This is a genomic window from Exiguobacterium sp. s166, from assembly GCF_018618855.1.
Lineage (GTDB): Bacteria > Bacillota > Bacilli > Exiguobacteriales > Exiguobacteriaceae > Exiguobacterium_A.
The window spans coordinates 40,834-66,296 of the sequence record NZ_JACSMU010000001.1; the positions used below are offsets into that span (position 1 = coordinate 40,834).

The 25,463-nt window shown below is 46.5% G+C and carries 30 protein-coding genes; 1 reads left to right on the forward strand and 29 read right to left on the reverse strand.

Translation table 11 applies throughout. The features are described 5' to 3' along the window. Window positions 1-15: 15 nt before the first annotated feature. The 23 genes from qcrB to prsW all read right to left on the reverse strand — a co-directional run bounded on the left by qcrB (window position 16) and on the right by prsW (window position 18,815). Window positions 16-687 carry a menaquinol-cytochrome c reductase cytochrome b subunit gene (gene qcrB / locus KNP93_RS00220; protein ID WP_012370658.1) on the reverse strand — a complete coding sequence of 224 codons (672 nt, stop codon included), beginning with the start codon at window positions 685-687 and terminating at the stop codon, window positions 16-18. Between the two features lie 3 nt (window positions 688-690). Continuing rightward, window positions 691-1,197 (reverse strand): ubiquinol-cytochrome c reductase iron-sulfur subunit, encoded by a 507-nt coding sequence (locus tag KNP93_RS00225; protein ID WP_026828085.1) that lies wholly within the window; start codon window positions 1,195-1,197, stop codon window positions 691-693. A gap of 104 nt (window positions 1,198-1,301) precedes the next feature. Next, window positions 1,302-1,742: a DUF2487 family protein gene (locus KNP93_RS00230; RefSeq protein WP_114595567.1), complete on the reverse strand. Its 441-nt coding sequence runs from the start codon at window positions 1,740-1,742 to the stop codon at window positions 1,302-1,304. A gap of 198 nt (window positions 1,743-1,940) precedes the next feature. Then, window positions 1,941-2,468 carry a ReoY family proteolytic degradation factor gene (locus KNP93_RS00235; protein ID WP_114595566.1) on the reverse strand — a complete coding sequence of 176 codons (528 nt, stop codon included), beginning with the start codon at window positions 2,466-2,468 and terminating at the stop codon, window positions 1,941-1,943. Window positions 2,469-2,496: 28 nt separating this feature from the next. Then, window positions 2,497-3,759: a tetratricopeptide repeat protein gene (locus KNP93_RS00240; RefSeq protein WP_114595565.1), complete on the reverse strand. Its 1,263-nt coding sequence runs from the start codon at window positions 3,757-3,759 to the stop codon at window positions 2,497-2,499. Window positions 3,760-3,803: 44 nt separating this feature from the next. Beyond that, complete coding sequence (gene aroA, locus KNP93_RS00245; protein WP_131972538.1) at window positions 3,804-5,057, reverse strand: 3-phosphoshikimate 1-carboxyvinyltransferase; 1,254 nt, start codon at window positions 5,055-5,057, stop codon at window positions 3,804-3,806. Continuing rightward, window positions 5,048-6,106 carry a 3-dehydroquinate synthase gene (aroB, locus tag KNP93_RS00250; protein ID WP_214852653.1) on the reverse strand — a complete coding sequence of 353 codons (1,059 nt, stop codon included), beginning with the start codon at window positions 6,104-6,106 and terminating at the stop codon, window positions 5,048-5,050. Before aroB ends, aroA begins: the two co-directional genes overlap by 10 nt. Then, window positions 6,103-7,257, reverse strand: a complete 1,155-nt coding sequence (gene aroC / locus KNP93_RS00255; protein ID WP_131972536.1) for a chorismate synthase — start codon at window positions 7,255-7,257, stop codon at window positions 6,103-6,105. The genes aroB and aroC overlap by 4 nt, the downstream gene beginning before the upstream one ends. Before the next feature lie 22 nt (window positions 7,258-7,279). After that, the gene (locus KNP93_RS00260) at window positions 7,280-8,053 is read right to left on the reverse strand and encodes a CheR family methyltransferase (RefSeq protein ID WP_131502538.1); all 774 of its coding nucleotides are present in this window, start codon (window positions 8,051-8,053) and stop codon (window positions 7,280-7,282) included. Window positions 8,054-8,193: 140 nt separating this feature from the next. Continuing rightward, window positions 8,194-8,610 (reverse strand): nucleoside-diphosphate kinase, encoded by a 417-nt coding sequence (ndk, locus tag KNP93_RS00265; protein ID WP_131502539.1) that lies wholly within the window; start codon window positions 8,608-8,610, stop codon window positions 8,194-8,196. 94 nt (window positions 8,611-8,704) lie between these two features. After that, window positions 8,705-9,667 (reverse strand): polyprenyl synthetase family protein, encoded by a 963-nt coding sequence (locus tag KNP93_RS00270; protein ID WP_131502540.1) that lies wholly within the window; start codon window positions 9,665-9,667, stop codon window positions 8,705-8,707. Window position 9,668: 1 nt separating this feature from the next. Further along, a complete protein-coding gene (locus KNP93_RS00275; RefSeq protein WP_131502541.1) occupies window positions 9,669-10,376 on the reverse strand; it encodes a demethylmenaquinone methyltransferase in 708 nt (235 codons plus the stop codon). A gap of 22 nt (window positions 10,377-10,398) precedes the next feature. Beyond that, a complete protein-coding gene (locus KNP93_RS00280; RefSeq protein ID WP_114595557.1) occupies window positions 10,399-10,977 on the reverse strand; it encodes a heptaprenyl diphosphate synthase component 1 in 579 nt (192 codons plus the stop codon). A gap of 142 nt (window positions 10,978-11,119) precedes the next feature. Further along, window positions 11,120-11,392: an HU family DNA-binding protein gene (locus tag KNP93_RS00285; RefSeq protein WP_012370671.1), complete on the reverse strand. Its 273-nt coding sequence runs from the start codon at window positions 11,390-11,392 to the stop codon at window positions 11,120-11,122. A gap of 85 nt (window positions 11,393-11,477) precedes the next feature. Further along, window positions 11,478-12,212 (reverse strand): hypothetical protein, encoded by a 735-nt coding sequence (locus tag KNP93_RS00290; protein WP_214852660.1) that lies wholly within the window; start codon window positions 12,210-12,212, stop codon window positions 11,478-11,480. After that, entirely contained in the window at window positions 12,209-12,385 is a 177-nt protein-coding gene (locus tag KNP93_RS00295) for a DUF2768 domain-containing protein (RefSeq protein WP_131972534.1), read from the reverse strand. Before KNP93_RS00295 ends, KNP93_RS00290 begins: the two co-directional genes overlap by 4 nt. A 39-nt stretch (window positions 12,386-12,424) precedes the next feature. Beyond that, window positions 12,425-13,450 (reverse strand): NAD(P)H-dependent glycerol-3-phosphate dehydrogenase, encoded by a 1,026-nt coding sequence (locus KNP93_RS00300; protein WP_214853441.1) that lies wholly within the window; start codon window positions 13,448-13,450, stop codon window positions 12,425-12,427. Window positions 13,451-13,467: 17 nt separating this feature from the next. Beyond that, on the reverse strand, window positions 13,468-14,778 hold the full coding sequence (gene der, locus KNP93_RS00305; RefSeq protein ID WP_026828069.1) for a ribosome biogenesis GTPase Der: 1,311 nt from the start codon (window positions 14,776-14,778) through the stop codon (window positions 13,468-13,470). A 123-nt stretch (window positions 14,779-14,901) separates the two neighbouring features. Further along, window positions 14,902-16,035, reverse strand: a complete 1,134-nt coding sequence (gene rpsA / locus KNP93_RS00310) for a 30S ribosomal protein S1 (RefSeq protein ID WP_114595553.1) — start codon at window positions 16,033-16,035, stop codon at window positions 14,902-14,904. A gap of 93 nt (window positions 16,036-16,128) precedes the next feature. Then, window positions 16,129-16,728, reverse strand: a complete 600-nt coding sequence (locus KNP93_RS00315; RefSeq protein ID WP_114595552.1) for a lysophospholipid acyltransferase family protein — start codon at window positions 16,726-16,728, stop codon at window positions 16,129-16,131. Beyond that, window positions 16,725-17,396, reverse strand: coding sequence for a (d)CMP kinase (gene cmk, locus KNP93_RS00320; protein WP_131502544.1), 672 nt, complete (start codon window positions 17,394-17,396; stop codon window positions 16,725-16,727). Before cmk ends, KNP93_RS00315 begins: the two co-directional genes overlap by 4 nt. A 77-nt stretch (window positions 17,397-17,473) precedes the next feature. Next, the gene (locus tag KNP93_RS00325; protein ID WP_131972533.1) at window positions 17,474-18,130 is read right to left on the reverse strand and encodes a flagellar brake protein; all 657 of its coding nucleotides are present in this window, start codon (window positions 18,128-18,130) and stop codon (window positions 17,474-17,476) included. A 25-nt stretch (window positions 18,131-18,155) separates the two neighbouring features. Beyond that, complete coding sequence (gene prsW / locus KNP93_RS00330) at window positions 18,156-18,815, reverse strand: glutamic-type intramembrane protease PrsW (protein WP_114595549.1); 660 nt, start codon at window positions 18,813-18,815, stop codon at window positions 18,156-18,158. A gap of 151 nt (window positions 18,816-18,966) precedes the next feature. Between prsW and KNP93_RS00335 the strand changes: the two genes are divergently transcribed. Continuing rightward, window positions 18,967-19,935, forward strand: a complete 969-nt coding sequence (locus KNP93_RS00335; RefSeq protein WP_188004488.1) for an asparaginase — start codon at window positions 18,967-18,969, stop codon at window positions 19,933-19,935. Between the two features lie 57 nt (window positions 19,936-19,992). Here the strand turns inward: KNP93_RS00335 and KNP93_RS00340 are convergent, their stop codons facing one another. The 6 genes from KNP93_RS00340 to KNP93_RS00365 form a co-directional block, all read right to left on the reverse strand. Next, window positions 19,993-20,982, reverse strand: a complete 990-nt coding sequence (locus KNP93_RS00340) for a YpdA family putative bacillithiol disulfide reductase (protein ID WP_131502547.1) — start codon at window positions 20,980-20,982, stop codon at window positions 19,993-19,995. A gap of 115 nt (window positions 20,983-21,097) precedes the next feature. Continuing rightward, complete coding sequence (locus tag KNP93_RS00345; protein WP_012370683.1) at window positions 21,098-22,363, reverse strand: Glu/Leu/Phe/Val family dehydrogenase; 1,266 nt, start codon at window positions 22,361-22,363, stop codon at window positions 21,098-21,100. A 131-nt stretch (window positions 22,364-22,494) separates the two neighbouring features. Continuing rightward, window positions 22,495-23,442, reverse strand: a complete 948-nt coding sequence (locus KNP93_RS00350; RefSeq protein ID WP_131502548.1) for a D-alanine--D-alanine ligase — start codon at window positions 23,440-23,442, stop codon at window positions 22,495-22,497. Window positions 23,443-23,620: 178 nt separating this feature from the next. Next, window positions 23,621-24,211, reverse strand: a complete 591-nt coding sequence (locus KNP93_RS00355) for an adaptor protein MecA (RefSeq protein ID WP_131502549.1) — start codon at window positions 24,209-24,211, stop codon at window positions 23,621-23,623. 59 nt (window positions 24,212-24,270) lie between these two features. Further along, the gene (locus tag KNP93_RS00360) at window positions 24,271-25,155 is read right to left on the reverse strand and encodes a MerR family transcriptional regulator (RefSeq protein ID WP_131502550.1); all 885 of its coding nucleotides are present in this window, start codon (window positions 25,153-25,155) and stop codon (window positions 24,271-24,273) included. Window positions 25,156-25,226: 71 nt separating this feature from the next. Further along, a complete protein-coding gene (locus tag KNP93_RS00365) occupies window positions 25,227-25,424 on the reverse strand; it encodes a hypothetical protein (RefSeq protein ID WP_233494518.1) in 198 nt (65 codons plus the stop codon). Between the last annotated feature and the right edge of the window lie 39 nt (window positions 25,425-25,463).

The following is a 25,463-nucleotide window of genomic DNA, read 5'->3' on the forward strand; positions in this document are numbered from 1 at the left end:
ATGATAAGTGTCGGTTTAAAGTGGTCCAGAGATCCCTTGTTTACGGATCATCATGAAGTGGGCCCCGAGCAAGACGAACAATGCTGCAGGAAGGAAGAAGACGTGAATCGCAAAGAATCGAGCGATTGTGCTTGCACCGACGATTTCCCCACCCGCCAGGAGTGTTTTCGCGATACCACCGATGACAGGAATACTTTCCGCAATTTGAATCGTAACTTTCGTTGCGAACAATGCTTTCATATCCCATGGCAACAGATATCCTGTCAGACCAAGTGCTAAGACAACGAAGAATAACAGTACGCCGACAACCCAGTTCAATTCACGTGGTTTTTTGTATGAACCTGTGAAGAAGACACGTAATGTATGTAGGAACAACATTACGATGACGACCGATGCACCCCAGTGGTGCATACCACGGACGATTTGACCGTGCGCTACTTCATTTTGAAGATAGTACACGGACGCATGCGCATTGATGATGTCTGGTACATAATACATTGTCAAGAACATCCCTGAAAGAATCTGGATGACAATCGTGAAGAATGTCAACCCGCCAAAACAATAAACGAATGCTGAGAAGTTATGGGCCGGGTTAACGTGTTCTGGAACTTCATGATCGGCGATATCTCGCCAAAGTGGCGTAATATCAACGCGCTCATCAATCCAATCATAAATTTTTTGCATCATCGCTTACGCACCTCTTTCGACTGGTTTACCTAGGTAAAGGAAACCATCTTTCTCTTGCTTTTCATATTCATCAAGCGGTTTCGTCGGAGGCGTACCTGGTACGTTAACGCCATCTTTCGTATACCGGCCGAAGTGACATGGGCAATAGAATTGTTCTGGGTGCGTCGGATCCGCTCCAAAACTGACCTGGCATCCTAAGTGTTTACAGATCGGTGATAAGGCCAACACTTCGCCTTTATCGTTTTTAAACACCCACGCAGATAACGTTTCTTCAAACTCATACCACGCATCCTGTGTCTGTTTTTTGAAGTCGACCCGTTTTGGTTCTGTCGTGATGTCCGACAACTTCATTACTTTTACTTTATCGCCTGCTCCTGATTTCTTCAGGACTGGGTCAACTGCGAAGTTGACCATCGGCATGACCATCGTCGCCGCCATAAAGCCGCCGACTCCAGTCAATGTATACGTCAAGAATTGACGACGTGTTACGTTAGACCCGTTTTGAGCCATCTCGATCCCCCCTCGTGATGTACGCTGTGCCCCAAGACCACAGTACTTCACACAAATTTCTCACATGGTAATAGTATCTTAATAAAATCATTGCGTCAACCGCTTCATAGCGCGGTCCAGCGGTTTCCTAACTGCTCTAAGACTTGCCCGACAAAATTCCCGACCATCTGACCTTGTTGATCGCGACTCATCGTCTCAAGCGATAAACGTGGGACATAAATGATGTCCGTGACCGATGTCTCTTTCCACCGTAAATCGGCAGTAATGAACGTTACAAATCGAAACTGCTCTGAAGATGCGGCCTGCTCCCAACTGGTGAGCTGGTCAATGGACGGTTCACCAATATATGTCATTGGCGGAACAAGCATCGCCCGTCCCGACAATTGCCGTTCGACTTCCGTCGCGACAGTCATTGTCATATCTGCACATTCCGAGAAAGCATGCATCGCTTCGTCGAATCCGACGGGAATCAATGGGACAATCAACGTATCGATATACGCTTGTTCGTTTCTCGTCCTTTGAACATCGGATGGTTTGAAACGCAAGTCATTCCCCCCCTTTCCTGTTCACTTACATTTCGTCACATTTAATGTATCATATCCGCTTTTGGAACTGCTTCTTTAATGTGAACGTTTTATGAAATTAGCTACAATTTTTCTTCATATTTTCCCCTTAGTTTCGATTTCGAAAAAAAAGCCTTTCTTCGGTTCAGTCGAAGGAAGGCAAACGACTCGATTTTCCGATCAAAGTTGACTGCGAATAATCCGCAATTCGTCCGAAAGCGATTGGAAACGATTTTTATCCCGGGCGTCGAGCGCCTCGTCAATCAATCGGACCAAACGTTCTTCTTCTTGACGGTTGACGGTCGCCGCAATGAAATTCATTGCCGCATCTGCCAATTTCGGTTCAACGGCCACTTCCGGTCGAAAAGGATTTTCCTCTAACAGCGAGAGGTACTCGTCATCCATCATCATTCCTTGAAAGTTTAACTCGATATAGATCGGTTCATCGGTCAAACGAATATCATGATAGGCTTTTTCCGGATCGGTCGTCTTGACCTCTCCTTTTTTAAAGAGAAAAGGGTCTGCATCAAATCCATAGGTCGTAATGATTATTGCCTTGGGCGCAAACATGGCATTTTGAACAAAATGAACCTGTTCGAGCTTCGAATCGTTTCGAAGCCAATAATCGATGATCCACTTTGATTCCCGACGTTTCAACGTATAATAGGTCAAGATGCGGCGCAAGAAACGCTGCTTTCTCTCTGTCATCTTAATCCTACTCCCTTCTCCAGTGAAATCATCCATCCATTCGTTCGACATAGTCGACTAAATCGGCATCTTCCGGTGTCAGATTGGCTGCCCGGCGTAATAAGACCAGTCCTTCGTCGCGGCGCCCTTCTTCTACGAGAGCATACCCGTACTCTTTTAAGAATAATGCATCATCTGCAAAAGCAGCTTCCACTTGCGCATATTTCTCCATCGCCTGCGTATATTCTTCAAGCGCGTATAACGACCGGGCGCGATACCACGTTAAGATCGGTGCCGTCACATGTTCTTCGATGGCGGAAATCGTCTCGAGCGTCGCGTCATGATCTTCGTCTTCTGCGAGTAAGGCCAACAGCCGTTCGGCTGCGACAAGGGATTCTGGGTTGAGGGCCAATGCTTCACGTAACGCTTTGACACTGCCTTCCCGATCACCAAGTTTCAAGAGGAACAAGGCTTCCATCGTCCGTAACTCGTCGTTGTAATCATCACGTTCGATTCCTTGCTTGATGACATTGAGCGCTTCTTTCGTCAAGCCGAGTTCCGACTGACTTTCCGCGTATGGAACATAGGCCGACGTATAGTCGGGATCCTGCGCAATCAGTTGCTGGAATGTCTCGACCGCTTTTTGGTGTTGTCCGACCCGGTGGGCCGTCATGGCGAGACCGAATAACGTATGCAGATCCGAGCGCTCGGCAACCGCGCGTTCATATAGTGGAATCGCTTCTTCAAACTCACCGATCATCGCCAGTGATTCCGCATAGAGGGCATCAAGCGGTAACTCTTCGCGTAAGAGCGGATCGGCCGCGATTTCCGCAAACAAAGGAACGGCTTGATCAAAAGCACCGAGTGTCATATAGAGTTCCGCCAGTCCATACGCCAGCAATGGTTCGTTTGGGGCCAAGTCACGCGCTTGTTTTAATTTAGCTAACGCTACTTCATCGAGCCCTTGGGACTGATACAGGTCAGCCAGCAAAACCAATGTCCGGGGACCATTCTCAATATCCGTCACATCGACCTGCTCAAGCACAGTGATGGCCTCTTCTTCTCGGTCCAAATCGATGTAACATTCTGCAAGTAATAAAGCTACACCGGCATTTCCCGAATAATCGACATACAAAGGTGCCAGTAAATCGACTGCCCGATCGGATAAGCCCAATTCGATATACAAATCGGCGACCGCTAAACGATCTTCATCCGTCCCGGTTTTTTCGAGCTGTTCGAGCGCCGTTAATGCTTCTGACGTGTGACCATGTTCGAGACTTTCGACGATCTCTTTTAATACGTTTTCGTTCAAGGCAAACGCCTCACTTTCCTCTATTTCACTGTTCGCGATCTTTTTCAGGGATTCGTTTGTTGCAGTGTCTTTAAATCATCATAAAACGTTGGGTAGCTGACTTCAACTACTTCATTCCCAAGGACTTGAATTTCCGGCTGTAATGTTGAGGCGATCGTCAACATCATGGCCAGACGATGGTCCCCCGCACTGTCGACCGTCGCTCCTGTGAGTGGTGTCGGTCCATCAATAATCATGCCATCTTCCGTTGCTTCAATCTTTGCCCCGATTTTTTGAAGGGTGGATACGACCGTCTCAATTCGATCTGTCTCTTTGACACGCAGTTCTGCTGCATCCCGGATGACTGTCCGCCCTTCTGCTTGTGTCGCAAGCAAAGCAAGCAACGGGATTTCATCAATTAACGAGGGAATTTGCTCCCCTTCGATGGCTACTGCCTGCAAGTGAGTCGTCGTCAGGGTTACATCCGCCGTCTCTTCTCCCGCCGTTTCACGGCGATTTGTGATTTCGACACTGGCGCCCATTTGGCGTAACACTTGCAAAAATCCAGTCCGGGTCGGATTCATCAAGACATGTTCCGTCGTGATTTGGCTGTCGTCTCCTAAAGCCGCTGCTGCCCACCAAAAAGCCGCAGAAGAAGGGTCACCCGGAATATCGATCGTCGTTGCCTTTAGTCGGACCGGTCCTTGCAGACGAATCTGTCGGCCTTGTTCCAGTTCTTGAATCGTCAGATCTGCTCCGAATTTCGGTAACATCCGTTCCGTATGATCCCGCGATAAAATCGGTTCGACGACTGTCGTCTCTCCTGTTGCAAACAATCCGGCCAATAACACCGCACTTTTGACTTGAGCGCTCGCTACCGGCAATGTGTAGGTCGTGCCGACAAGCGGTTGACCATGAATCGTCAGCGGGGCATATGTGCCCTCAATGTCCGCTCCAAGTGTCGCAAGCGGAACAGTCACCCGGTCCATCGGCCGTCGCTGTAGCGAAGCATCTCCTGTTAAAATGTATGTTTCCTGTCCGCCAGCCAAAATCCCGCTCAACAAACGAATTGTCGTTCCTGAATTGCCGCAGTCAATCGTTGCCGCCTTCAGAGTAGCGGTACCGGTAATCCGAATGTCTTGTTCCGTCCGGTGAATTTGTGCCCCGAGTGCCTCGACTGCTGCGAGTGATGCCAGACAGTCTGCTCCTAGCAAGGCGTTTGAAATCACGGTTGTCCCCTCTGCGATTCCGCCCATCAAAAATGCACGATGGGTCATTGATTTATCGCCTGGTACGCGTACTGTCCCTTTTAACCCCACTTTAAACACCTCACTGTTTGATCGTATGCTTCTTCTAGACGTTTCCGGTTGATTGCTTCTAAGCCAAATCCGTCTTGACCTTGTAAGACAAATCGAATCGACGCATCATTTTTTTTATCCCGTTTCATCAACTCCAAGTACCTTTCAAACGGTTGACGTTCCGGTAATACGACACCGATTCGACCAATCAGTTCCACCAGCTGACGGGCTTGACGCTCATTTCCTTCGAGTAACGATACAAAGACCAGTCCAATTCCGACCGCTTCTCCGTGGGAAAGATCTGCACTCGCATATTCAACCGCATGGCCAAACGTATGTCCATAATTTAAAAAGGCGCGGATGCCCGCCTCACGTTCATCCTGCTCGACGATATGTTGTTTCACTTTAATCCCGGCTGAAATCCAGTCTGCCAGCGCTAACTGTTTGATATCTGCCAATTCAAGTCCGATCAAATCTTCAGCAAATGTCGGACGCGCCAATAATCCGTGCTTCAATAATTCAAAAAAACCGCTTCTCCATTCGCGGTCAGGCAATGTTTGTAAAAAGGCGGGATCGTACAAAACAGCAGAAGGCTGATAAAAAGCACCTACTAAGTTCTTACCCCAACGTAAGTTTAATCCAACCTTTCCCCCGACACTCGAATCGTGAGCAAGCAGGGTCGTCGGGATTTGGATAAACGGAACTCCGCGCAGGAAAGTCGCCGCGACGAATCCGGCCAAGTCACCAATCATGCCGCCTCCGACTGCAAGGATCATCGTCTTACGGGTTGCTCCCTGCTCAATTCCCTCTTCCAATAACCGTTGATAGACAGATAATGATTTGCTGTCTTCTCCCGGCTCGACGATACTGACAGATTGATCTGTCAATGGAAAACAGCTTTCGAGCTGACTTCGAATCGACACCATGTGCAAATCCGCTACGGTCTGATCCGTAATGATCCAAAACTGATCTGCTTCTTGCGCTTGTTTGATTTCACGAATATGATGGATAGCCTTCGTTTCGACATAGACCGGATAAGGAAGGCTTGCCTCGATGATCAGATGCGTCAAAAGAGACGCACCTCCTCCCGGTAGTCTGTAACAGCCTGCTTAAGACGACCAAGCGTCGATGTACCGAACATCTCAAGGACAGCTGCAGCAATCTCAACGGCTACGACGGCCTCAAGTACGACCGCAGCAGCCGGAACGGCACACGCGTCACTTCGTTCGATTTGGGCAACGAACGGTTCTTTTGTTTCAATGTCGACTGACTGCAGGGGACGATACAGAGTCGGTATCGGTTTCATCGCTACTTGGACCCGAATCGGCATTCCGGTCGACATACCTCCTTCGATTCCTCCCAGATGATTCGTTTTACGGAAATAACCTGTCTCATCATGCAGAATTTCATCTTGGACGGTACTGCCTTTTCGTCGAGCCAGCTCAAATCCGTCTCCGAATCCGACTGCTTTCATCGCATTGACACTGATGACAGCCCGGGCGATACGACTGTCGAGTTTCGTCTCGTTTTGCGTAAAGGAGCCGATTCCCGGCATGACACCCGTCACGACCACTTCGACTTCCCCGCCTAACGTATCTCCGTCTTTTTTGGCTTGATCAATCGCTGCCATCATTCGCTCCGCTGCCGCTTCGTCGGCACAGCGGACAGGTGATGTCTCAATCGCGTCACGATATGTTAGTGGATTGATGACATCCGCATCGACGCCACCAATCGAACGGACATGCGAGAATAAATCGATGTCGAGTTGGCTCAACAGTTGTTTGGCAATCGCACCGACAGCGACACGTGCCGCCGTTTCCCGGGCAGACGAACGTTCGAGGACATCCCGTAAATCCCGGTGCCCATACTTCAATCCGCCGACTAAATCCGCATGTCCCGGTCTTGGACGGGTTAGCGTCCGCGGACGATCCAACTCTTCTTGCAACGGTTCTGCCTGCATGACTTGTGTCCAGTGGGTATGATCTTTATTTTCAATGAACAGGCTGATTGGTGCGCCCGTCGTATAGCCATGGCGGATTCCCCCACGGACATCTACCGCGTCCTGTTCGATCTGCATTCTCCGTCCTCGACCATAACCACCTTGGCGACGTGTCATCTCACGTTGTACTTTGTCAAAATCAATGATAAGACCAGAAGGGATTCCTTCGATGATGACCGATAATCCTTTACCGTGTGATTCACCTGCTGTCATATAACGCATGTTGCCTCATCCCCTCTTACCCTTAGATTTTTTCGTAAAAAAAGCTTTGCTTCATCTTCAGACCAAATCGTTCTGGTTGGAAAATCTGTTCTGTTCCACCGACGAATAAAATGCCGCCCGGTTTTAAGGCATCGACGAATGAACGGTAGACATGCGCCTTGGCTTCCTCTGTAAAATAAATCAAGACGTTCCGGCAGATGATCAAATCAAATCCGGTATCATATCGGTCACCCAACAAATTGTGTTTACTGAACCGAACGAGACGTCTGATTTCGGGAACGACTTCAAACTGTTGTTCTTGTTCGATGAAATACCGTTTTTTTCGTGCTTCCTCCACTTCATTTAAAGCGGATGCCCCGTAACGGCCTTGTTTCGCCTTTTCGAGAACCAGGTCATCCAAGTCCGTTGCCTGAATCGTAAATTGTGCAGGATCCATCTTTTCGTTTAAGATCATCGCTAACGAATACGGTTCCTCCCCTGTCGAACAGGCAGCACTCCAGGTCCGGATTCGTCCGTGAGCACGGGCTTGCAATACAGGCAAGATATCTTGTTCGAGTTGTTGCCACCGAATCGGATTCCGGAAAAACTCGCTGACGTTAATCGTCATGCGATCCAAAAATTCGTCATACAATGTCGCACTTTTTTCCATCGCCTGCATATAAGAAGCAAATGTACTGTATCCTTTTTTATCGCGTAGCGCTGTCAATCGTCGCTTCATCTGGGCTTCTTTATATTGTCCTAAATCAATTCCTGATTTTTTTAAGAAACGCTGGATGAAAAGCTCATAGTCCTGCATAGTCCACCTCACAAATCCTCTCTCTGTCGGGATTGTTTCTAACACACTCCCTATCTTATTTTCTATCTTAGCATAAAGCCATTTCCTTTCCAAAAAACAAAAAAAGACGATTGAGCAGTTGCTCAATCGTCTTGCCAACATTAAACGTTTAATGGTTGTCCTTGAAACCAAAGACCGAGTTCACGCTCGGCACTTTCCACACTGTCTGAACCATGAATGACATTCTCGCTCATCGTGTTCGCGAAATCGCCCCGAATCGTTCCTGGCAGTGCTTCCGTCGGTTTCGTTTTCCCGATCATCATCCGTGAAACCGTGACGACATCTTCGCCTTCAACACGAAGCGCGACGACTGGACCAGATGTCAAAAAAGTGACCAACTCTCCGAAAAATGGTTTTTCTGCGTGTTCCGCGTAATGAGCTTGAGCCAATTCTTCAGATACCTGCATCATTTTCATTTCACGAATTACAAATCCCTTACGTTCGATACGAGCGATGATTTCCCCAATCAAACCTCGTTCAACGCCATCCGGTTTTACCATTAAAAACGTTTGTTCCATTACTAGTTCCCCCTATGAAATGCAGATAAAAAAGCGCTTACATAGTAAGTTTACTGCGTAAATGGACAAGCGGCAAGAAATTTTTTACATTTTTTCAACCTTTGCGTTTTCCGACATACCGGGCGACTTCTTCCAAGGAACGTTTTGCTGACGATTTCGGCAGATGATTCAAGCGGAGAATCGCCCGTCGGATGTATAAATCAACGGTTTGTTGCGTGCGCTCCAACGCATCTGATTGTTGCAACCGGTCCAGTAAAGGAGCCACTTCTTCATGACTCGGCATCGAACGGATCTTTTGTAACTCACGAAAGAAGTCTTGATCTTCCGAAGCATAAAACACAGGCAAAGTTTTATGACCATGCCGCAAATCTTCCGCGACAGGTTTTCCGAGTTCCGTCCGCTTGGCCGTAAAATCGAGCAAATCATCTGCAATTTGGAAAGCTAGACCGATGTCACGCCCAAATTGTCGTAACGCTTTTGTATCTTCCGGTGAACAGTTCGCGACAATCGCCCCAAGGTGACAGCTGGCTTCAATCAAGATCGCCGTTTTCCGTTCAATCCGCTTGATATACCGTTTGATGGATTGTTCCCAGTCGTACTGATCGTAAATCTGCTCGATTTCGCCCTCACAGATTTCACGCATCGCATGGACCATCACTTGAACAAGTTCCGGTTTCCCGACTTCACCAATCAACTTAACTGCTTCCCCAAATAAAAAGTTACCGGAATAGAGGGCAACTTCTTCATCAAAATGTTGCATGACGGTTGGTTTTCCGCGTCGCAATTCGGCATCATCAATCACATCATCATGCACGAGCGAAGCCATGTGAACCAGTTCAAGACTGGCTGCGACTCGCACGAGTTCATCACGGTCCGCCCGACCGAATTTTGATGCCAACAGAACAAACGCAGGCCGAATCCGTTTGCCGCCTGCTTGAAGCAATTGTTGTCCGGCAGCATCGATTGTCGGATCGTTCGATGCGATGTGACTGATCAAAAATTCATCCACTAAATTCACTTCTTTTGTTACATCCCGATAAATTGAATGCAGTGACATCTCACCACTTCTTTCCGAGGTGCATTGCAGCCGCCCCACCTGCAAATGCTTTTACTTCAACTTGCATAAAACCGGCCTGTTCAAACAGTTGCTTCAGCTCGACACGATCTAAAAAGACTTCTGTTGATTCTTGTAGCCAATTGTATTGATCATAGGATTTCGCAAACAAACGACCGACTTGCGGCATGATTTTCCCGAAATATAGTGCGTATGCTTCTTTAAATAACGGTGCTGTCGGTTGGCTCGTCTCGAGACAAACGACCGTCCCGCCCGGTTTCAGGACCCGGTGCATTTCTTTAATGACTTGCAGATAATCCGGAACGTTCCGCAGCCCAAAGCCAATCGTCACGTAATCAAACGAATGGTCGCCAAACGGAAGCTCCATCGCGTTTCCATGAATCAATTCGACATTTTTCATTTCAAGCGCTTCAACTTTTTCCACGCCGACTTTCAACATGTTTTCAGAAAAATCGAGTCCTTTGATCACACCCGTCGGACCGGCTGCTTTCGCAAGTTGAATCGTCCAGTCGGCAGTTCCGCAACATAAGTCGAGACACTTTGCTCCCGGAAACACATTCATCCGCCGCATCGTTTCTTTTCTCCACAATTTATGAAGGCGGAAGCTGATGATGGAATTCATCTGATCATAATTACTTGAAATCGATTGAAACACTTCATATACTTTTTTCTCTTTTTCTTGTGTCTGCACGCAGTTCACCCTTTCGAAGATATTACGCTACTGCCATCTGTTCCAGATGAGATAATAACAGTTGTTGAGCACTTGCCTGTAAGCTTCGTGCCCGTTGACGGATTAAACGTTGTCCGTCCTCCGTCAACCAGTCTCTTCCGCTAATCGTTGCTAGTCCTTGAACCAATCCGAATTCTGCCTTTAACCACAATAAGACATACTCTTCGGTCGAATCGTAGTTTTCCTCATGAAGGGCACATTTTGCTTCGTTCACATGCTGAACGGTCCGTCCGAGTGTTACGAGTGCCGTTTGGGGAAGAGAAGCCAATTCTTCGAAGAAATAGCTCGAAAACAAATCTCCGGCCAAAACCAGCAATTGTCGTTCTTTTGAACCTCTCTCGGTCTCTCCGACACGTTCATGTAACAGTAAGGCCACTTGTGCATAGTGCACACCTTTGACAAGTGATTGCCAAGCCAACGTTTCATTTTGGGCGACATCGATCAACCAACTGATTTGTTCACGATTGATGGAAGGGAAATCCACATGCCGAGCCAATTGTGTTGTTTGTTTTGTAGTGAGTGCAGTGACCATTTCTTCCACGAGCAGCTCTTGATGATTCATGCTTTTACCCCCCGATCTCCAGTGCCATCTCGTTGATGGATTTTCTTCTTTTTTAATATACCATAATCAGTCCGTTTTCTCGTCTCTCAATGTCCACAAAAAAAGCCGTCCGAGGATTTCCTCGAACGACTATGTAGCCGAATTACTTAACCGCATCTTTCAATGCTTTACCTGGTTTGAAAGCCGGTACTTTGCTTGCTGGGATTTCGATATCTTCTTTTGTACGTGGGTTGCGACCTTTACGAGCTGCGCGTTCACGGACTTCGAAGTTACCAAAGCCAATCAATTGGACTTTCTCTCCAGACTGAAGTGTCTCAGTGATCGATTCGAATGTTGATTCTACAACTTTCGTCACGTCTTTTTTAGTCAGACCTGATTTTTCGACAACTGCTTGAATGAGTTCAGTTTTGTTCATTACGTTCACCCCCTCCCAATCACTTCTTCGAGGCTAATCATACCTTATAAACGTTGATATTACAACATTTTCGTTAGAATCCCCATTAATTTTCTGATTCTTCGATCGATTTCTCAGAAAACACAAGTTCGCCTTTTTTGTTGATTGTGTAACTTTGGGAGTACGCAGGAACAAAAGGTTGCTCATCGTAGAGCAAATGCCGAATATCTTGGCCGACTTTCGGCTTTTTCTTCGCTGTTTCGACGGCTTTTTTAAGTTCAGGCAAGTAGTTGATAAACAACTGTCCTTGCCCGTCTACATAGATCGACAGTTTTTCGTCTGAATACGGACTCGGCACTTTTGGTTCATCTTTAATAAACAGCTTTTTGTAATCCAGCGTAAACTGATTTTTCCCGATCGAACCTTTGAAAGGATACTTGTCATTTTTCTTACGGTACGTATCAATTCGGACTTGGAGCTTTTGAAGTTCTTCTGCTACAAGCAAGTCCATCAATTTGACTGTCGGTTTTTTCTCGACGTCGACGAGTAAATAAATGAATGTACCGCCACCTTCAAAACTGTTTGGAGGCGGGTCACTCATGTATCGCGGAATCAGACGTCCCAGTTCGATTTGATAGCGTTCCATTAATGGCGTATCTGCTTCTCTTGTTTTGATTGGTAAAACTCCCGTATCCTTTTGATACGCGTCCACTGCATTTTGTACCGTCCGAATCTGTTCCGGATAAGGAACCCGATTCGACGGTTTTTGACTGTCCGGAAACAGACAACCGGATAACAACATGACCGGGACCAACATGAAAACCACCAAAAGTTTTTTCATGCGCTCGGACCTGCCATGACGATAAAGATCATGATGATCGATGCAACGATAAAACAAAGAAAAGCAATGGTCGACATCAAAAATTGCCAACCTCCGGATAATTTCGTCCGACTGATTGTGACCAATAAGACACTGATCGCAAACAAACCGATCCCGGCGAACGAAATCCACATTTTTAGTAATCCAGGACTCAAGGTTTCCACCCCACTCCGTTAATCTTTCATTGTAAACAGATGTTCAATCTCATTTTTTTGCGGACGGCGCATCAATTTCTGTACTTCTTCTGCCGGAGTATGTCCGTCGAATAAGACATGATAAAGCGCTGTCGTGATGGGTAACTCACATTGTTTCGTTTCTGCTAAATCGTAAGCAGCTTGTGTCGCCCGGACGCCCTCGACGACCATCCCCATGTTCTCAAGAACGGTTTCGAGTTTTTCCCCCCGGCCGATCGCATTTCCTGCACGCCAGTTCCGGCTGTGGACCGATGTACAGGTCACGATTAAGTCGCCCATTCCCGTCAAACCAGTGAACGTCATCGGATTTGCACCGAACAATGTTCCGAGTCGGGCAATTTCGACCATTCCACGGGTGATCAAGGCAGCTTTGGCATTATCACCGTACCCTAATCCATCTGCCATTCCGGCTGCTAAAGCAATGATGTTCTTGAATGCTCCGCCCAGTTCTGCTCCGATGATATCGGCATTCAAATAGACACGGAAGTTATCATTCGTAAACAATTCCTGCACACGTCCCGCCTCTGCCATATCAGTGGAAGCAACCGTCACAGTCGTCGGCTTCCGTAATGCGACTTCTTCCGCATGGGATGGACCCGTCAACACACAAATTGCTGAACGTTTAGAGGCATCAATTTCCTGTTCCATCAATTCCGACAGCCGCAAATGTGTTTTAGGTTCAATCCCTTTCGAGGCATGAATCAACACGACCGGTTCCGTCAACAATTCATTCAGCTGACGCGATACAGAACGAATCGCAGAAGAGGGCGTCACAATCAAGATATGTGAGACCCCTTCAACAGCTTCGCTTAAAACAGTTGTTGCCTGAAGTGATTCCGGCAACGTCACATCTGGTAAGAACTGCGTATTTTCATGATTTTGATTAATGGCATCAACATTTTTTTGATCCCGACCATAGAGAGTGACCTCATGACCGTTATCGGCTAAAACGAGTGAGAGTGCGGTTCCCCAACTCCCGGCTCCAATGACTGCGATTTTTTTCATCATGATTCACCTTGTCCTTATTGTTTTTGACGTGCCAAAATCCGAATTGGTGTTCCTGTAAAATCAAAAGCTTCACGAATCCGGTTATCCAGATAACGTTTATATGAGAAGTGTAACAATTCCGGATCATTGACGAATAAAACGAATGTAGGCGGACGAGAAGCGACCTGTGTCGCATAGTTAATCCGCAAACGAACACCTTTATCCGTTGGTGCAGGATTCATTGCTACCGCATCTACGATGACATCATTCAAGACACTTGTCTGAATGCGTTGTGCATGACTCTTCGCTGCTTGTTTGATGACAGGAAGTAACGTTTGTAAACGACGTTTTGTTTTCGCCGAGACAAAAACGATTGGTGCATAATCAAGGAACCGGAATTCTTCGCGAATTTCCTCTTCCATTTTTTTCATTGTTTTATCGTCTTTTTCAACGGCATCCCATTTATTGACGACGATCACGATAGCACGACCTGCTTCATGGGCATAACCGGCAACTTTTTTATCTTGCTCGATGATGCCTTCTTCACCATCTAATACGACACAGACGACATCCGCCCGTTCGATGGCTTTTTGTGCACGCATGACACTGAATCGTTCTGTTGATTCATAGACTTTTCCGCGTTTGCGCATACCAGCTGTATCGATGATGACATACTCTTGTTCATCCCGTGAAAACGGTGTATCGATTGCATCACGCGTTGTACCGGCGACACTTGACACGATGACCCGTTCTTCACCGAGAATCGAGTTCGTCATACTTGATTTCCCGACGTTTGGACGTCCGACTAAAGCAAACTTAATCGTGTCCTCATCGTATTCGATCTCTTCTTTATCCGGTGCAAGCTCAAGCACACGGTCAAGCATATCTCCGAGTCCTAAACCGTGCGTTCCGGAAATCGGATACAAATCACCAAATCCTAATGAATAAAACTCGTACATCAAATCGCGCATTTCAAAGTTATCGACTTTGTTGACCGCAATGACAACGGGTTTATTTGAACGGAATAACATATTTGCGACTTCTTCATCTGCTGATGTAATGCCTTCACGGCCGTTGACCATAAAAATAATGACATCCGCTTCATCGATAGCGAGTTCCGCCTGATGACGCATCATTTGAAGTAGGGGCTCATCCCCGACTTCGATTCCACCTGTATCAATCAAATGAAAATGACGATTCAGCCATTCTCCAGTTCCGTATATACGGTCGCGGGTAACGCCTGGCTTGTCTTCTACGATCGAAACCCGATCTCCAATCACCCGGTTAAAAATCGTCGACTTTCCGATATTTGGGCGACCTACGATCGCCACTACTGGAATTGCCATCCCAACACCTTCTTTCTCTTCTCTCGCTTCATAGCCGTTCTATTGTACCAAATGAAGCGGTTTTATACCATATCTATCGGAACATAAAAAAAGTGAACACGTTTCGTGTTCACTTTTACTACGTTATTCTTTTGAATCCGATTCTTTCTCAGCAAGATCAGCAACTGAAAATCCTTCGTTTTGATCCGTATACTGAGAATAGTCATCTTCCGACGATTCTTCCTGCTCCAGCACACGTGTTGACAAGGAAATCTTATGCTCCGCAAGATGCACTTCAAGAACTTTTGCTTCAATTTCCTGACCTTCTTCAAGCACTTCTGACGGCGACCCGATGTGACGGTTCGCGATTTGCGAAATGTGAAGCAGTCCTTCCACCTGTGGCGCTAGTTCAACAAACGCACCGAATTGGACGATTCGACGGACACGTCCTTTGACGATATCTCCCGCTTCGATTTTACCTTCCATCTGTTGCCATGGACCCGGCTGCGTTTCTTTGATCGAAAGTTTTACTTTTTCCGTATCGCGGTCGACACCAAGTACTTTCACTTCGACTTGTTGTCCTTCCGTGACGATATCAGACGGCCGTTCCACACGATGATGTGCCATTTCAGAAATGTGGACTAAACCATCCACACCGCCAATATCAACGAACGCACCGAAATCCGTTAAGCGTTGAACCGTTCCTTCTAAAATCTGGCCCACTTCGAGCTGCTCGAGGGTTTCTTTTTTCTTCGCATTCAGTTCGCCTTCGACAACGGCTTTATGCGAGAGAATGACACGATTTTTTTCTTGATCCAGTTCGACGACTTTAACAGCAATCGTTCGACCAATATAATCCGAAAAGTCTTCCACGTAATGTCGTTCTACAAGAGAAGCCGGAATGAATCCACGAACACCGATATCGACGACAAGTCCGCCTTTGACGATATCTTTTACAACAACATCAAAAATTTCACCTGATGCGTATTTCGCTTCGACTTTTTCCCATGCCTGCAAGGCATCCACTTCACGTTTGGAAACAACTACTTCTTCATCTGTTATTTTCTTGACCTTTACTTGTAGTTCATCACCGACTTTGAGCGCACCTTGAATGTCATCCAAGTGGAGACTCGATACTTCGCTAATCGGCAGGATTGCTTCTGTCTTATATCCGATATCAATGAGTGCTTGCTTGTCTTCAATCTTCACGACCGTTCCGGTTATCACCTGGTCCCGATGAATTTCAAAATCAGGCATATCTTTCATTTCTTCGACCATTCCAACACAACCTCCTCACGATGAGTACAAGAAACGTATGAATACGTTTATCCTTCTTCTAACTTCTTACAATTCTGACTATTTGTCAAGGCATTACGCGTGATTGAAGTAGACGGTTTTGATTTCTTCCAAAATCCGTTCGGAAATCGCCTTCGCCGCCCCTCGCTGATCTCTTAAATCCGTAATGTCAACCGGTTTTCCGATGGCAACGCGCATTCTTCGGAACGGACGGTAATCCCCGATGATTGCAATCGGTAAGATTTGGGCCGGTGAACGCAAAGCGAAGAATCCGACGCCGGGTTGGGCTGATGTAAACTCTCCTGGTGCCGATCGGGTCCCTTCCGGAAAAATTCCGACCGTTTCATCCGAATTTAACAATTCAATCGTCCGCTTCAGTGCTTGGCGATCACCTTGTCCGCGACCGACCGGATAGGTTCCGGCTGAAATCATGATTTGCTTGAGAACCGGGATATTGAACAATTCTTCTTTCGCCATGTAGCGTACGGAGCGGCTGGTCGGAATAGCACTGACTAAAAAGACCGGGTCCCAGTTGGAACTGTGGTTGGCACAGACTAAGAGTGATCCGTCAGACGGAATATTTTCCTTCCCCGTCACTTTTAAACGGAAGACCGTTTTAGCAATCATCAGGACGATGAATCGTGCTAATCGATAAACAAATTCGTTCTTTTTCATTTCAGGACACCTTCTGCAAGTTCAGTTAACCGGGCGACGACCTGATCAATGTTCAATTCTGTCGTGTCGAGGTAAATGGCATCTTCTGCTTGCTTAAGCGGCGAAACCTTCCGTTCGCTATCCCGCTGATCGCGCAGGGCGATTTCTTCCTGCAATGCTTCTAAGTCGCTGTCTATTCCACGGGCGACATTCTCACGGTGACGGCGGCTCGCTCGTTCTTCGACCGATGCCGTCAGAAAGACTTTCAGTTCGGCCTCAGGCAAGACGACCGTCCCGATGTCACGACCGTCCATGACGATCCCCCCATGTTCCGCCAGTTTGCGTTGGGCAATGACAAGCGCCGACCGGACTTCTGCTTGGCGGGCGACAAACGAAACGTTATTCGTCACTTCATTCGTTCGAATCGCTTCCGTCACTTCCCGTTCTCCGATGAAGACCCGTTGTCCGTGTTCTCCCGGTGTCAGACGAAGATCGAGTGATTTCATCAATTCTCCAAGGACCGGTCCATCTTCTAAATCAAGCCCCTGTTCTAACGCGGCAAGCGTGACGGCACGATACATGGCTCCTGTATCGATGTACACATAATCGAGATGTGCTGCTAATTGTTTGGCAATCGTACTTTTCCCGGCTCCTGCTGGTCCGTCTAAGGCAATTTGAATATTCTTCATGAGTGATTTCGTTCCTTCCATCATCACCAACGTAAGTGGTGTATAGTATCGACCGTTATCATAGCAAAAAAAAGCCCTTACGTGAATGGATTCGTTCCACGTCGTGAATTTTTCATTTGCGCTTGGTAACAGTGCCGTAAGACCAGTTCACGACTTCGGTCATTGATCCGAGTAAACTGAAAGGCTAATTCATAACGGGCTTCTCTCGGGTCAACACGGACGAGTTCTGCCAAAACATCGACTGTATGTGTCACACCGTCTCCCGTCGGCAGTAAAAAGGTTAATTCCAGCTCTTCCTTCACTTCAATTGGAATTTGATTAGCCAATACTAAAATTCCGCCTGCCGATAAATCGAGCGTCACAGAAGTGAACGGTTCAAAAGCCGTTTTATGTGGATGAACAGCTACATCCAATAATTGAGGCACGCGGACGAACTGTCGGCGCTGGACACGCTGAATCATGTCTTCTTTTGGTCGACGTAACGCATACCGTTGACCTCGTAACGGATCATTTTGACGTTCGACGACTTCCGTCTCAAATCCATACAGCTTTCCTTTTTCCTTAAAAAAGTAAAATCCGACTTGTTCTTGATCCGACAAGATAAAAGTTTTTAACGTCGAGACTTCACTTGGTGCCTCAATCCAAATCAGTCGGTTCGTCACGGCTGTCACTTTCGTTCGCCCTTGCCGGTCCTCTTGATTGGTCAACATGACTAAATCTCCAGTTTCTATCATCTTACTCTCTCCCAGCCCATTCTATTCAGTTACTTTTTCTATTGTGGCGTTGGTTCAAACGATTCGCACTTCGAATTTGATACAGACCGACTGTCCATAATCCAATCATAAATAAAATCGGCACAATAGATATCCCACCATTTTCCAATATTAACAAATTAAAGATAGTGTGTACAATCATCGGAACAAAAATCGATAATCCGAGCCAACGATACGGATGATTCGAAAACTTAGCTTTTCCCATAAAAAATCCCATGATGACTGCAAATAAAGCATGTCCTGAGACCGGTAACAACGCACGGAAAATCATATGTTCAACCGTCCCATTGACCATTAAATATAAAATATTTTCCAGTGTCGCAAATCCTAAGGAACAAGCGACTGCATAAATGATACCGTCATAATAGTCATTAAACCGCTGATGGATATAGACGGTATAAAACACAACAAACCATTTTGCAAATTCTTCCGTCACGGCAGAACGAACCAATTGAATCGGTTCCAGTCCTCCAAACTCATTTTGAATGATGTATTCGATGAACATTAAAGGAAAAACAAGAAGTATCCCGAAAATAAAACTACGTAGGATATACCCTACGGGCTCTGATTCATGTTCGTGGCGCAGATAAAAATATGTCAACAATGCAATTCCTGGGGCAATTCCTGAGAAAACGATTGGTAACACGTCTCCTCCCCCTTCCTATTCTCTTAGAATAAAGGTTTCTGTCGAAAAAGAAAACAGCACCTATTGTTTCTCTGGAAAAAAAGGGTACAATGTTAATGAAAATGACGGGAAAGAAGGTGAAGGTTGCTCGTTTTACGACGACGACTACTTAATGAAAAAACTACTTTTGATTCATACCGGAGGCACCATCGCCATGGCGCAAAACCATTCCGGTCACGTTTTACCTAATGAAATCAATCCACTGGATGCCTCATTGCCCAAAGCGACCGACATTGCTGACATTACAACACGTCACTTTTCCAATCTGCCGTCTCCGCATATCACACCAGAAATCATGTTACGACTTGCTCACTTCATCGGTAAGGAATTACAGGATGGCTCGTATGACGGCGTCGTCATCACACACGGCACGGATACGTTAGAGGAAACAGCATACTTTCTCCAGCTCACAATCGGAGCGCCTATCCCGATCGTTTTGACTGGTGCGATGCGTTCTTCCAATGAGGTTGGATCAGACGGTGAATTTAATTTGATTACCGCCTTACGGGTTGCCGTCAGTAAGGCTGCTCAAGACAAAGGGGTCCTCGTCGTCTTCAACGGGGAAATCCACTCTGCGTTTAACGTCACAAAAACTCATACTTCTTCAGTCGATACTTTTAAATCCGTCCATTTCGGAAATCTGGGTATGGTGACGAAAGATCATGTTTACTTATTTAACACACCGCTTCTCAAACCGACCCATATGGTGACACAATTGAGCAAACGCGTTGCTGTCCTCAAAGTCTATGCCGGGATGGAGCCTGATTTACTGCTTGCGGTCAGCGAACTCGGTTACGATGGCCTTGTGCTAGAAGTACTCGGTCAAGGAAACGTGCCGCCAAGCCTGGTCGATGCGATTCAGACACTGACACAACAAATGCCGATCGTTATCGTCAGTCGTTGTTTCAACGGGATCGTCCAGGATGTATACGGGTATACCGGGGGCGGACAACAATTAAAAGAACTCGGTGTGATTTTCTCAAATGGACTGAATTCTCAAAAAGCACGGTTGAAATTAATGATCGAACTTGAGATTAGTGCGACGCACCATGCTTTGGAAGAATCTTTCCGCGTCGAATAGAAGAACAGACAACAAAGGGAGGGGCTATGAACGCCTCTCCCTTTGTGTGCATATACATTATGATCGTGCAGTTTCTTGTTTCAGACGATACAGAAGACTGTCTGCAATCAATTCACCATGGAATCGTCCGTTTTCGATGAAGATTTTATTGGCATCATATCCAGCTGCAACAACACCAGCGATATAGATGCCGTCGATGTTCGACTCCATCGTCGCTTCATCAAATACAGGGATTCCTGTTTCTGAATCGATTTCAATTCCGGCATCGGCGAACAGTCCGATATCCGGTGTATAACCCGTCATCGCGAAGACAAAATCAGCTTTGACGGCCAACTGTTCGCCGTGAACAGAATATAACACTTCCGCATTCGTAATTTCTTCGATTGTTGCGTCAAACACCATCGTCACTTTTTCTGCCCGGACCAGGGATTCAAAATTCGGCAGGACCCATGGTTTAATCGACGGACTATACGATTCGCCGCGATACAACATGGTCACACGGGCACCTGCTTTTTCAAGTTCAATTGCTGCATCGACACTCGAATTCTTCCCGCCGATTACGACAACATCCTGGCCATAAAACGGATGACCTTCTTTGAAGTAATGGAAAACGTGTGGCAACTCTTCGCCCGGTATATTCATCTTATTCGGCAGTCCATAATAACCGGTCGCGAGAACAACCGATTTGGCTTCCCGTGTCACGACTTGCTGATTGCGAAGCGAAGTCACGTTAAACCCGCCGTTGATGCGCGCGACGTGTTGAACCGTCTCAAATGGTCGCACGGTAACTTCTTTTCGCCGTACTACTTCCCGGTAATAGACGAGTGCATCTTGTCGTTTCGGTTTCAATTCTTTATTAATAAAAGGCACACCGCCGATTTCCAGCTTTTCACTACTTGAAAAAAACGTCTGGTGTGTCGGGTACTGATAAATGGCTTCCACGATATTTCCTTTTTCAATGACTTCGACGGACAATCCCCGTTCCTGCATTTCAATTGCAGCTGATAACCCACAAGGTCCTGCGCCGATGACGATACAATCCAACATATCTCTTTCGCCTCTTCCGCTTGCTTTTTTTTCATCTTAGCAAATCTTTCCGGCCGAAGAAAGAAATAACCATACAAAAAAAGCTCACTTCACTTAGAAGTGAGCTTGACTTAGATTAAACCCAACCACGGAATCGTGACGCTTCCGCCATTTTCCGGACACCTACCATGTATGCCGCAAGTCGCATGTCGACATTTCTTGTCTGAGCCGTTTGATACACCTGATTAAAGGAATTCACGAGCACTTTTTCAAGTTTTTCATGCACTTCTTCTTCCGTCCAGTAGTATCCTTGATTATTTTGAACCCATTCAAAGTAAGAGACTGTTACGCCACCACTTGAAGCGAGAACGTCCGGAACAATCAAAATATCACGTTCCGCTAAAATCTTCGTCGCTTCGTTCGTCGTTGGACCGTTCGCCGCTTCGACCACGATACTCGCTTTAATGTCATGGGCGTTGTCTTCTGTGATTTGATTTTCAATGGCTGCCGGGACTAAAATATCACATTCCAGTTCCAACAACTCTTTATTCGAAATCGTATTTTTGAAAAGGGTCGTCACAGTACCAAATGAATCGCGACGATCGAGTAGATACGGAATATCAAGACCGTTCGGATCGTGTAATGCTCCGTATGCATCACTGATGGCGATGACTTTCGCACCGAGGTCATGCATGAACTTCGATAAGAAGCTTCCGGCGTTACCGAATCCCTGAACGACGACACGTGCCCCTTCAAGCGTGATTCCTTTTTTGGCAGCCGCTTCTCGAATCATGATGGCGACACCTTTTGCCGTTGCCGTCTCACGACCATGGGAACCTCCAAGCACTAATGGTTTCCCTGTAATGAAGCCTGGTGAGTTGAATTCATCGATTCGACTGTACTCATCCATCATCCACGCCATGATTTGTGAATTCGTGAAGACGTCCGGTGCCGGAATATCTTTCGTCGGACCAACGATTTGACTGATGGCACGAACATATCCGCGACTTAACCGTTCAATTTCACGGAAACTCATTTCACGTGGGTCACAGATGATTCCGCCCTTACCCCCGCCGTAAGGTAAATCGACGATTCCTGCCTTGAGACTCATCCAGACGGACAATGCCTTGACTTCGACTTCCGTTACGTTAGGATGGAAACGAATTCCACCTTTCGTCGGACCGACAGCATCATTATGCTGAGCACGGTAACCGGTAAAGATTTTGGTCGATCCGTCATCCATTCGAACCGGAATCCGGACTGTCAACATCCGAAGTGGTTCTTTCAACAGTTCATACATCTCGTCTGGGTAACCAAGTTTTTCAAGTGCTTCCTTGACGATTTCTTGTGTTGCTTCGAGTACATTCTTGCGATGATTTGCGTGTTGTTGGTCAGTGATCATTCCAACGTTCCTCCCCATAAGTGGCATCCCCTATGCCGTTTCCTTGTTCGGATAAAGTATACCTTTTTCCGAGCCGTAATGAAAGGGGTTGTCACCATATTTGTAAGCGCTTTCTACCATCTACTTCATTTTCACTTTTTTTTGCTTGCCGATTCACTTTGATGACGCGTAATCGCCAGTTCAATAAATGTTTCGACCAGTTCCGGATAGTCGATTCCGACAGCTCGCGCACCATCTGGGAACAGACTCGTAGAGGTCATCCCCGGTAACGTATTCGTTTCCAGAATAACCGGTGCCCCTTCATCGGGAACAAGGAAATCGGACCGCGAATAACCGGCGCATCCTAACACTTGATGGGCTAAAACGGCCCATTCCTGTAAGATTTGTGTCGTCTTGTCGTTAAACTGCGCCGGACAGATATGTTCCGATCCACCGATTGCATATTTTGACTCGTAGTCATAAAATTCATTTTTCGGAATGATCTCAATGACCGGCAAGGCTTTTTCTTGTCCTTTCGCCCCGAGAACCGGCACTGTAACTTCACGCCCTTTGATGAATTGTTCAATCAAAACAGCATCATCCGCCTGGAATGCCAGTTCGATGCCTTGACGCAGCATCTGTTCGTCCGTCGCAATCGTTAAACCATTCGAAGAGCCTTCTTGTGCCGGCTTGACGACACAAGGGAACTGCTTGTCCCATTGTTTGACTTTTTGTTCGATGTCGTCCCCTCGCTCGACCAATACATCCCGTGCAATTCGAATGCCTGCTTTTTCGAAATGTACCTTTGAGCGCGCCTTGTCCATCGCTAACGCTGACGCCAATACTCCTGAACCTGTATATGGAATGCCTGCCATCTCTAGTAGTGCTTGGACACGACCATCTTCACCAAACTTGCCGTGAAGGGCAATGACAGCGGCCTCGACTTGTAGATTTAAGATTTCCTCTGCACGCTCTGGATGAAAGTCGACGGCAACGACTTCATGCCCTTTACTTTCCAGCGCATTAATTACCGATTTCCCACTATTTAATGAAACTTCACGTTCACCAGAAATTCCGCCAAACAATACTGCCACTTTCATCTTGTTCACTCCTTCATCTTACGTTCAATGCTTATCATACCATCACTTTTTGTATGAAAAAACACAAAATGGTCGCAAGAATCGTCCAGACACATAAAAAGTCACTTCCCGAATGCATTCGGTGAAGTGACTTTTTAGCTACACCTTGACGATTCCCGATTAAAACGGGTCATCCGAATCAAGGTGTAAAGGTTGCGATCAGAGCTGGAACCGCTTGTTCCAACAGAATCGTTTTGCCGTATTCCGACATCACGAGCGGACTTTTCGGACTGGGTACTCCGTATTCCGACAGAATCGTTGTAATCGTCTGCTCAACATGTTGCTTCATTTGTTCTTGGAAGTATAAATAATAACGGTTTTCAAAGAAATACAGTGTGCCACCCGTTTCCGTTTGATCGATGTGACGCCCCAGACTATGACTCGCTTGAATGACATCCTCCAACTGATCCAGTTGATATAAGACATGATGCACGATATCGACCGTCATCCTGATTTCCACTTGATCAAATTCTTCAAACGTTTCTTCCGGCAAGGCGCCTTCCCGCCGAACATCGACCAACATCCCGTCATTCGGGAAAAATGTGACAAAAAAGTCGAGTGTCCCGACGGCATGAAATCCGTAATTCGATTCTGCTTCTTCTAGTAAATTACGTAATAATGCTTGTCCTTTTCCGACAGCCAACGTTTCTGGTCGAACGTCATGGGCAGACAGTTCTTGCTTTGACACGAAGACCCGTAAGTGACCTTGCTTAAATTGCTCAAACCTCATGTTAGACTCCTCCAGTTACTCGGCAGAGTACAAAAGCTCTCCGTTCAATATGACTCACACTATACACCAGTTGTCGGAGTGAGTCGACTTAACCAACTTTTCCAAGCGGTGTCATCTGATCCAAGCAACATATCCCCGTACTTTTCCGGATGTTGGTCAACGGCATAGCCACCCAAACCAATTTCCGTTTGCGGCGCATGCAGATGAATCTCGTCAATTGCTTCATCCAGGTCCTTTAAATGATCAGAAATCGTACAAGATAAAACAACTGCTCGAGGAGTCAGCTGTTTCGTTACCGCCACAAGATCGGGTACTGGAATACCCGCGCCAAGGAAAATGACATCGAATCCGCTCTGACGTAAATACAACGTAAAGAACAGCAATCCAAGTTCATGTTCTTCTTCCGGTGCACAAACGCACAGAATGCGTGGCAAAAATGGATTAATCGGCATTTGAAGGGATAACGTCGAGAGACGCGCCCGTAAGAACGCCGTCGCAAAATGTTCATGTGCAATCGTAATCGTTCCTTTTTCCCATCGCATCCCGATTTCATGTAACAACGGACCTACGATATCTTGAATGACCTTATCAAAGCTAAACATCGAAAAGGCTTTGTTCATGATGTCATGTGCGTGCCGTTCTTCGAAACTCGTCAGTGCTTCGAACAGTTGATCACGCAGTTCGATCCCGTAATCGGTTGGAACCTCCGTTCGGTTCACCGGCATTTCATATAGTTGAATGGCTTTCGAAACCGATAGCCCTTCTTTTTGTTTATCGACAATCCACCGCAGCTTGGCAACATCGTTATCGCTGTAAATACGATGTCCTGATTCGCTCCGATCTGGATCCAATACTTGATACCGCCGTTCCCAAGCACGAATGGTCGTCGGATTGAGTCCCACCAATGCAGCAACTGCTTTGATATTATATTTCCCACGATCCATGCACCGTGCCTCCTTTCTTCTTCCCTTTAGTATACCCGTAAAGGAAAAAAATCTCCGTTCACAATGTGCGCTTACATCATGAAACCGATGGAGACAAAGGCAATGATAATGGTAATCATCAAAACGGTGAGGGTAATCGCAAGTGGATTTTTAGCAAATGGTTGTTTTAACCGTTCATTTCGAACGTGCTCGATTCTCGAGGAACGTGGAGGTAATGATGTTCGTTGTTGTTCATCTTGCCGATTTTTTCGTTGATCGTGTTTACTCAATTTCATCACCTTTTCTAAAAAATAAGGAATACTATTAGT